General features: G+C 64.4%; 10 protein-coding genes. 4 read left to right on the top strand and 6 right to left on the bottom strand.

From position 1 onward, the window contains the following. Positions 1-518: 518 nt before the first annotated feature. A complete protein-coding gene (locus ABIB54_RS17405; protein ID WP_354576792.1) occupies positions 519-1,022 on the bottom strand; it encodes a hypothetical protein in 504 nt (167 codons plus the stop codon). A 512-nt stretch (positions 1,023-1,534) separates the two neighbouring features. Between ABIB54_RS17405 and ABIB54_RS17400 the strand changes: the two genes are divergently transcribed. The 3 genes from ABIB54_RS17400 (at position 1,535) to ABIB54_RS17390 (ending at position 3,449) form a co-directional block, all read left to right on the top strand. Beyond that, on the top strand, positions 1,535-2,017 hold the full coding sequence (locus ABIB54_RS17400) for a hypothetical protein (protein ID WP_354576791.1): 483 nt from the start codon (positions 1,535-1,537) through the stop codon (positions 2,015-2,017). Positions 2,018-2,060: 43 nt separating this feature from the next. Beyond that, entirely contained in the window at positions 2,061-2,963 is a 903-nt protein-coding gene (locus ABIB54_RS17395; RefSeq protein WP_354576790.1) for a metalloregulator ArsR/SmtB family transcription factor, read from the top strand. Positions 2,964-3,038: 75 nt separating this feature from the next. Beyond that, positions 3,039-3,449, top strand: coding sequence for an arsenate reductase ArsC (locus tag ABIB54_RS17390; RefSeq protein ID WP_354576789.1), 411 nt, complete (start codon positions 3,039-3,041; stop codon positions 3,447-3,449). Between the two features lie 50 nt (positions 3,450-3,499). On the opposite strand, the gene arsA is transcribed toward ABIB54_RS17390, so the two are convergent. The 5 genes from arsA to ABIB54_RS17365 form a co-directional block, all read right to left on the bottom strand. Then, positions 3,500-5,257 carry an arsenical pump-driving ATPase gene (arsA, locus tag ABIB54_RS17385; protein ID WP_354576788.1) on the bottom strand — a complete coding sequence of 586 codons (1,758 nt, stop codon included), beginning with the start codon at positions 5,255-5,257 and terminating at the stop codon, positions 3,500-3,502. 7 nt (positions 5,258-5,264) lie between these two features. After that, positions 5,265-5,657, bottom strand: a complete 393-nt coding sequence (gene arsD, locus ABIB54_RS17380; protein WP_354576787.1) for an arsenite efflux transporter metallochaperone ArsD — start codon at positions 5,655-5,657, stop codon at positions 5,265-5,267. Positions 5,658-5,674: 17 nt separating this feature from the next. Next, entirely contained in the window at positions 5,675-6,064 is a 390-nt protein-coding gene (locus tag ABIB54_RS17375) for a metalloregulator ArsR/SmtB family transcription factor (RefSeq protein WP_354576786.1), read from the bottom strand. 150 nt (positions 6,065-6,214) lie between these two features. Further along, a complete protein-coding gene (locus ABIB54_RS17370) occupies positions 6,215-7,639 on the bottom strand; it encodes an SPFH domain-containing protein (RefSeq protein ID WP_354576785.1) in 1,425 nt (474 codons plus the stop codon). A gap of 76 nt (positions 7,640-7,715) precedes the next feature. Next, entirely contained in the window at positions 7,716-7,997 is a 282-nt protein-coding gene (locus tag ABIB54_RS17365; protein WP_354576784.1) for a hypothetical protein, read from the bottom strand. 189 nt (positions 7,998-8,186) lie between these two features. Here ABIB54_RS17365 and ABIB54_RS17360 point away from each other — a divergent pair, with 189 nt between their 5' ends. Further along, entirely contained in the window at positions 8,187-8,387 is a 201-nt protein-coding gene (locus ABIB54_RS17360) for a hypothetical protein (protein WP_354576783.1), read from the top strand. Positions 8,388-8,477 lie beyond the last annotated feature (90 nt).

The raw sequence follows: 8,477 nt of genomic DNA, 5'->3' as shown, positions 1-8,477 counted from the left end.
AAACTCACCCCGATCGAGTTTGAGACAATCAACATGGCCCTCAACGCCGCATAAAACCACTAACCCAACGAGTCAACTGAACTCGGGGCAGTCCCAGTCGCTCAGTGCCCGTCGTACCACTTCTCATCGCCTAACGGGCAACTTGTCATTGGCTGCGCCGGCGTGCCCGGAGCGCTCGGCCTCGGACTGGTGGAGGCGGAACGCTGGGCGATCGGCTGGACGATCCGGATGCCCGCGCCATTCGAAGTGTCCGGTTGACCGCTGAATTGATCGCGTTGTCGGGGGAGCGTAGTGCCAAAACAGGACGCACTGTCGGGGAGCCTATGCGTCTTCTTGCCTAGGTTGGACGCCTCCACAAATGAGATCCAGTTCTTCTTTCGCCGAACGACGGCCCGGCAGTTAGAACTGCAGAGTTGCTCCGGGGAGGGGCTCGAGGTCGTGGCCTTCGATCTCAAAAGACTTTAAAAGGAATCGGCTAAGCGGTGTTCAAGAAAATGTTTGCAGGTCAAACTCACAGTTCATGCCAGGTCATCGGGGAGCACGATGCCACGCCGCTTGGCGTACTCACGAAGGAAGGCCATGCCGCTGATGCGTTCCTTGGCTTTGTCTTCCTCAGTGAGGTCACCATCGTCCGTGATCCAGCGGCCATTCTCACGGTCTTGCGATGTCCACGGCCAACCGTTGAACCCCGCACGCCCCTTGTAGCCAGCCGCGTATCCGATCGCCTTTTGCTCGGTCGTGTCAGCGCCACGTCGCTGTCTGATATTCAGCGCGCGAAGGCGGCCGAAAAACACAATCCCGCACCAGTCCTGCTCCTCACGGGTACCGTGAACTTTCGGCGTCACCGGAGGCACATCGTGCTCGGGATCAAAAACAGAACCATGAGCAAGAAAGCTGTGTTCGGCACGCACTACATAAGGAGCCGTGTCCGCGCGATCCGCGCCAGCCAATATCTCGAGTTGGTCGGCAAGCGAGCGGAAGCTGGCGGCGATTGTCTCCAACGCTTCTGAATCTAATGACATAGTTGCTCCGTTATCATCGATAAGTCAATGACTATCGATCGAATCTAGAGCGTTTTGAGGAGTTAGTCAATATCTAATCGATGATTAGTCGATAACTAATGACCGACAGTTTGGAACTCATTTTGCAAAGGGTGTTGACGATCGCGGGTGAGCTCCCCAAAGCACAAGATCAGGTGATCGGGAAGTCGTAGACCGCAGCAATGATGGGACAGTAACCCCTGGTAAAACGCCTTCACTTCTGACAACAATTGGCCCCAAGCGCCCGGTGGAGCGGGCGCGAGTCACTCTCTACTCACCGAATTCTCACCGAAATGGAAACCGGCACCCCGATACCGGTGAGTACCGCTATGTCCCTGCAAGAGACTCGATGTCGCTAAAAATGCCGTCCAAGCCTGGTTTTAGGACTTTTCGGGACGGCCTTAGCAGTTTCAATCCTGCTCAGTGGGTTCCCGGTTCAAGTCCGGGGGGGTGCACCACACCACGCGAACTCTCCGATCCCGGATGATGTACTCATGCCCTCCCCGAGAACTCGCGCCGAAGCCCTTCGTGCCGCGGCAGACCGGCTGTCGGCGAGCCCGATCCTCATCGACGGCGACGCGGACGGGTTGCTCGGGATCATCCGCTCGGGCAGTGAGCAGTCCGACATCACGGTGACCGATCGCGCCACGCTCATCGCGAGTGGCCAGAAGGCGGCGATCGTCATCCTCGCCGTCGATGGCGACGGCCGCCGATCGTCGTTCGCGCGTGCTGCCACGATGCTGCGGGGGATGGATGCCCTGCTCGCGCCTGACGCCGTGCAGATCTGCGTGATCCAGAGCGGCCGCTCGCGCATGGCGCCGCTGCGTCTGCGCCGGCTTCTCGCGTCGGAGATCCTCTTCCAGGTCACCATGGCAGTGCCGGAGTTGGTGCCGCTCCAACTGCGACGGTCGATCCGGCAACGCATCGGTCTCGCGGCTCTGGATGCGGCCGGCCTGAGGGTCATCCGGTTCGGGTGATGCTGATGACGCGCTCGACAACCCCTCCCATAGACTGCCGTCTATGGGACACGAGGCACGGGTCTTCGGGGAGCTGAAGCTCCTCGCGGATCCGACCCGCGCGCGCATCCTCGGTCTCATCATGGAGAGCCCGGTGGGCAGGCGCTCGGTAGGGGAACTCGCGCTCCAGTTGGGACTGCGCCAACCGACGGTGAGCCACCACCTGAAAGCGTTGGTGGATGAGGGCCTGCTTACGCGAACGCCAGAGGGCCGCCTCGCCTGGTATTCGATGCATCCGGATCATGTCGATCGTGTGGCGGAGGTGCTGGACCCTCCGAGCGCCACGGTGCTGGCCGACGCGGTGCTCGAGCGAATCTCGACCGATCTCGCCTCGCGGTTCGCGGGAGTGTTCGGGCTCGAGACCGTTCAACGGTATGTGCGGGAGAGTCACGCCCTCCTGACGGAGGGGCTGCGAGGAGCGCGTCACCTCCCGTCCCGCACCTCGCGGTTCGCTGCCGAACGGCTGTCGGCCCTTGCCCGCAGCGAATCGACCTCACTCAGGAACGTTCCCGAGGTGTTGTTCGTCTGCGTGCAGAACGCGGGCCGGTCTCAGATCGCGGCGGCGATCCTTCGACACCTCGCCGGGGACGCCGTGCGGGTCCGTACGGCCGGTTCCGCGCCGGCCGGTGCCGTGCGGTCGGTGGTCGTGACTGCACTGGACGAGATCGGAGTCTCGATCGGCGCCGAGTTTCCGAAACCGCTCACGGACGAGGTCGTGCGCGCGGCTGATGTCGTGGTCACGATGGGCTGCGGGGATGCCTGCCCGATCTATCCGGGCACACGGTACCTCGATTGGAATATCGAGGACCCGGTGGGCCTGCCGATCGGACGGGTGCGGGGCATCCGGGACGACATCGAATCGCGGGTGCGGGAACTCCTCGTGGCGCTCGCGGTGAGCTCCGCCTGACGTGTCTACCAACCGCGGCCGCAACTTATAGATGACGGTCTATGCTTTCGGTATCGTCGAAAGATTGGGAATCCGATGGCCGAGAAGCCGACAGTCCTGTTCGTCTGCATCCACAACGCGGGCCGTTCGCAGATGGCCGCCGGGTACATGCGCGAGCTCTCCGGGGGTGCCGTCGAGGTGCGATCCGGCGGGTCCGAGCCGGGTGACCAGATCAATCCGATGGCGATCCAGGCCATGGCAGAGGAGGGCATCGACATCTCCCAGGCGGTGCCCCAGCTCATGACCACCGAGCAGGTCGAGGACTCCGACGTGGTCATCACCATGGGCTGCGGAGACGTCTGTCCGATCTTCCCCGGAAAGCGCTACGAAGACTGGGAGCTGACGGATCCGAAAGGCAAGCCCATCGACGAGGTGCGCCCGATCCGCGACGACATCAAAGCCCGTGTTCTGGCGCTGCTTGCCGAGCTGCTGCCCGAAATCGACTGACCGCGCCGGCCTCGACTATCGGCGTGGCCGGCGGGGGCGATCAGGAGCGGTCAGGCGGGCTGGCGTGCACCATCGGTCAACGCTGAAAGCCGCCGTTCACCGATGGGCTCCTCGGCCAGGAGAGGAACGATCGCCAGCCGCGGGCTGAGAGCCCGTACCCGGCCGAGTTGCTCGACCTCGTTCGCGGCGCGCTGACGCAGGAACGGCGATCGTGGATGCGCCGCCGCGATCGAGTTGTTCACCACCCAGGCCCAGGGGTGGATGCCCGCCCGTTCGAGATCCTGCTGGAGTCCTTCGGCCTCGAGCACCGGCGTCGTCTCGGCGAGTGTGACGAGAATCACCTTCGTCTGCTCGGGGTCCTGCAGTCGCATCAGCGGAGTGACGAACGAGAGGCTGTCGCCGATCTGTCGGGCAATCTCGCGGTGATAGGAGCCTGTGGCATCCAGGAGCAGCAGCGTGTGGCCCGTTGGGGCAGTGTCGATCACGACGAACTGGCGCCGCGATTCATGGACCGCGCGGGAGAACTGCTGGAAGACCGCCACCTCCTCGGTGCACGGCGAAAGGAGGTCTTCGGCCAGGGCCAGCCTGCCGTTCTCGTCGAGTTCTTTGCCCTTGGTGGCCAGGACGTGGTCGCGATACTGTCGCGTCGCCACTTCCGGATCTATTCGGGAGACGGTCAGCCCCGGCACGCTGCCGTGAAGCGTCTCCGTCAGATGCGCTGCGGGATCGGTGGTGGTGAGGTGGACCTCGTGTCCTCGTTCCGCGAGGGCGACGGCGACCGCGGCAGCGATGGTGGTCTTGCCGACGCCGCCCTTGCCCATGCAGAGGATGAGACCGTGGTCGTCCCTCTCCAGCTCATCGACGAGGGCGGCAAGGGGTGCGTCGATGGTCTCATCGGCCCGCGAAAGAATGGGGGATGCCAACGAACCGGCCGCAAAGAGGCTTCGGAGTGCCGCGATGCCCACCATGTTGCCGGTCTTCAGCTCGAGTGTGTCTCGCGGCAGCGCCGCAATCGAGGGCGGCATGGCTCGGATGGCTTCGCCTTCCCGGTTCCGCACGGCTTCGGCGATGGGCTCATCACCGGCGGCATCGGGCAACACCCCGTTGATCACGACGTATCCGGTGCGGATGCCGATCTCCGACAGCTCCCCGAAGGTGCGATCGATTTCGGCCAGGGAGGATGCCTGTGCGCGACCGACGAGAACCAGGCGGGTGCGCGTGGGATCGGTGAGTACCTCGACCGCGTTCGCGTAGATGGTCCGGTGTTTCTCCAGCCCCGACATCGGTCCGAGACAGGAGGCGTCGCCCTTGCCGGTGGACAGGAACTCCGTCCACGATCCCGGCAGTTGCAGCAGCCGGATGGTGTGGCCGGTTGGGGCGGTGTCGAAGATGATGTGGTCGTAGAGTCCATAGGCCGCGGTGTCGGTGAGCAGGTTCGTGAACTCATCGAATGACGCGATCTCTGTAGTGCACGATCCGGAGAGGCTCTCGGCAATCCCGGCGATCTCGCTCTCGGGAAGCAGCCCTCGCACGGGTGCGATGATCCGTTCGCGGTACGCCTGAGCCGCTTGCTCCGGATCGATCTCGAGCGCTGACAGCCCCGGGACTGCGGATACTGCCGTGATCGTGTTGCCGATCGTCAGGTCGAAGACCTGTCCGATGTTGGACGCGGGGTCGGTGCTGACGAGCAGAACCCGCTTTCCGCCGCCGGCGAGCTCCAGCGCCGTCGCACAGGCAACCGAGGTCTTACCGACCCCGCCTTTGCCGGTGAAGAAGACGAACCGGGGCGGGTCTTCGAGAAACTTCACGATCGTCTCAGCAACATCCGGAACCGCCGCAGCAACCCCCGACCGAGCTCTCGGTGAGCCCGAGATCGAGGCGAGAACGAGACGGCTCATCGGGAGCGCCGAGCCCGGCGAAGTCGCGAAGTGCCTCCCCCGTGGGGTAGGAGCCGATGGCGACTGTGACTCCGTCGACCACAGTCAGCGGAAGTCCTTTCGACCCGACGGTGTTCATGAAGGCCCGCACCGTCTCGTCGCCGGTGAATGCGGTGGGGTCGGTGGCCAGGTTGTGGCGCACGATGTCGGCGCCCAGTTCCTGCAAACGCCGAACGTCTGCGGTGACGGTGACCAGCGACTGGTCTACGTCTACTCCACAGACTCCGGTGTCGCAGCACAGCGCGGGTTCGTAAATACGGATTGTTGGCATGGTGTCCTCTTTCTCGGTCAGGCAGAACAGTCGGTGGGGTCGAGAGCGGCGGGGGCGTCGAGGTGGATGGCGACGCCGAGAGCGCGGATGGCTGGGGATTCCACCGCGTAATGCACATTCATGCCCCGGCGCTCCTTCGAGACCAGCCCGGCCTTCTCGAGAGTCTTCAGGTGATGACTGACCGTCGCCTCCGATAGTCCAACGGCTGGAGCCAGGTCACAGGTGCACGCTTCCTGGTTCGGCTGGTTCAGCATGTAGGCGATGAGTCGAAGCCGAGCCGGGTCTGCCATGGCCTTCAGGCGCACGGCGAGGCGAACCGCATCGTCGAGGGGGAAGTCCGGGGTGGACGACAGCGGCGCGCAGCAGATGGGCGAGATGTCGTCGAGAACGGGCAGTGCTTTGGGCATGCGACCAGTGTCGCATTAATTCGACATATATCAAATAGGTCTCGCGCGGTCGAGGACAGCGGCCCACAATGGGCAGAGCGGCAGTAGAGAAGCGATCGCGGCGGTCCCATCGATCGCTCAAGCGGTTTCTTCGCCGGAGCCGTGGCCCTGCTAGATCTGGGGCTGATCCACCACCAGCGCCTCAGCGGGTGCGGCCGTTCGTGACGCGGTCGCCGAAGCCCCCGCCGCTGCCCCGGCGGCAGCGCCGCCGGCGAAGCTGCCGAGCAGCCCGCGGAGGTCGATTCCGGTGGTCGACTTGAGCACGGCGTCGATCTCGGTGAAGCCCCCAGCGACGTTCTTGGTCAGCTGGCTCGCGCCATCCGTCGACACGACCGTCAGCTGGTCGATGTTGCCCATCGGGGCCGCAAGCTCATGGGCGATCTGCGGCAGCATCTCGACGAGTCGCAGCTGGATGAGCGCCTCGGACTTCTGGGCGACGGCCTCGGCCGCGAGCTTGGTTGCCTCCGCCTCCGCCTGGCCCTTGGCGAGGATCGCGTCGGCCGTGGCTTGACCCTCCGCGCGGATCGCCTCGGCATTCGCGACCCGGCTGTCCCGTTCGGCGGTGGCGGCGATCACTCGGGCCTCGGCGGCGGCGTTCGCCGCGACCTTCACGCGGTAGGCATCCGCATCCGCGACCGCGTTGACCTCCGAGGCCAGCTGCGCGGTGCGGAGCTTCGCTGCGGCCTGCGCGGTCACCTCCTGCTCGTGCACGATGTTCTGCTGGGTCTTCGCCTCGGCGAGTGGCTTGGCGCCGGCGGCTTCCGCCGTGGCCTTGTCGGTGTCGAGCTGCAGGGCAGCGCGCTTGAGCGCGAGGGTGTTCTGGGCGATCGCCACGGCCTGTTCCGCCGCGATGGAAGCCTCCTGCGAGGCCTGGCCTGCCTGGGCCTCGGCCACCTCTGCGGCCTTCAGCACGGAGGCCTGCTCGGCACGGCCCATGTTGTGGATGTAGTCGTTGTCGTCGGAGATGCCCTTGATCTCGAATGAGTCGACGTCGAGGCCCTGGCTGAGCAGAGACTCGCGCGCGGTGGAGAGCACAGCGGCACCCAGTTCGTCGCGCTTCTGGATGATGGTCTGCACATCCGTCCCACCGATGGAGGAGCGCAGCGAACCCGACAGCACCTCGAGGGCGAAACCGTCGATGTTCTTGTCGTTGCCGATGAAGCGCTGACCGGCGGCGAGGATGGCGGAGTGGGTGTCGCCCACCTTCACGATGGCAACGGCCTCGACGGTGAGGGTGATTCCCCGGGCATCCTGAGCCACCGCGGCGAGCTCGATCGCGCGCGATCGCAGGCTGATCTTGAACGCCTTCTGGAAGAACGGGGTGATGAAGACGCCGGAGCCGACGACGATGCGGATGCCCGACTCCTCGGTCGCGACGCCATCGACGGTCTTCACCCTGGCCCTTTTGCCGGTGATCAGGATCGCCTCATCCGGTCCCGCATTCTTGTAGATCGACTTCGCGTAGATGAGCACGATGAGGAAGACAATGATCACGGCGGCGATGATCGCCACGAGGGGAGAGAGGGTGAAGGGCACGACGACGTCCTTTGTTCGGTGCCCGAACGCTAACATCCCTCGACAAATTGCACGAGCCTCCCTCGCCCGCAGGGTGCTACTGGCGGGGGGAGGACCCCCGAAGGCCGTCTGCGGCATTGACGACCGAGAACGCGGTGTTCGGTCCGACGAGCAGCAACTCGACGCCGTCGCGATGGAGAAGCGGCACGAGCTCGGTATCCAGGCGGGCGACGACATCCTCCGCGCGGGCCGCGAAAATCGCCGCCATGGTGGAGGTGGCCAGGAAGCTCCGACCCCCGTGGCGCACGATCTTGTCGAAGGATCGCCCGTTGCCATCGGAGCTGCCGATGCCGCGAGTGGCTGTCGAGTGGATGGTCATGTGTCCTGCTCCGATGTATTCGGGCCCCATTGCGCCGAGTGTGTTTCGAGCCTAGAACGGCGGTGACTTTCAGAGCAGCCATTGACAGGAGACGATTTCGAGGAATGCCCACCCGAGGATCTGCCGCGAAGGGATTGACCATCCGCCCGGATGAGGGCACCGTTGGGGCGGTAACCAAGGGAGAAGATTATGAAGTTCAAGTACGTGCTGATCGTGCTCGTTGCCTTCGCGGCCTACGTGCTGGGGGCAAAGGCGGGCGAAGACCGGTACAAGGAGATCACCCACGCCGCAACGAAGTATTGGAATGACCCGAAGGTCAAGAAGGCCCGTGCCAAGGCAAAGAAGGCGCGGAACAGGGCGGCAAAGGCCGCTCGCAAGAAGTTCAGCTAGCTGTAGTTCCCGGGGACGTTGTGAACGCGTTCGATAGGTGACTTGCCGCCGATGCCGGTGTGGGGTCTGTGGTGATTGTAGCCGTGGACC

The organism is Frigoribacterium sp. UYMn621, assembly GCF_040549525.1.
Lineage (GTDB): Bacteria > Actinomycetota > Actinomycetes > Actinomycetales > Microbacteriaceae > Lacisediminihabitans.
This window is presented reverse-complemented; position numbering and strand designations above follow the sequence as displayed.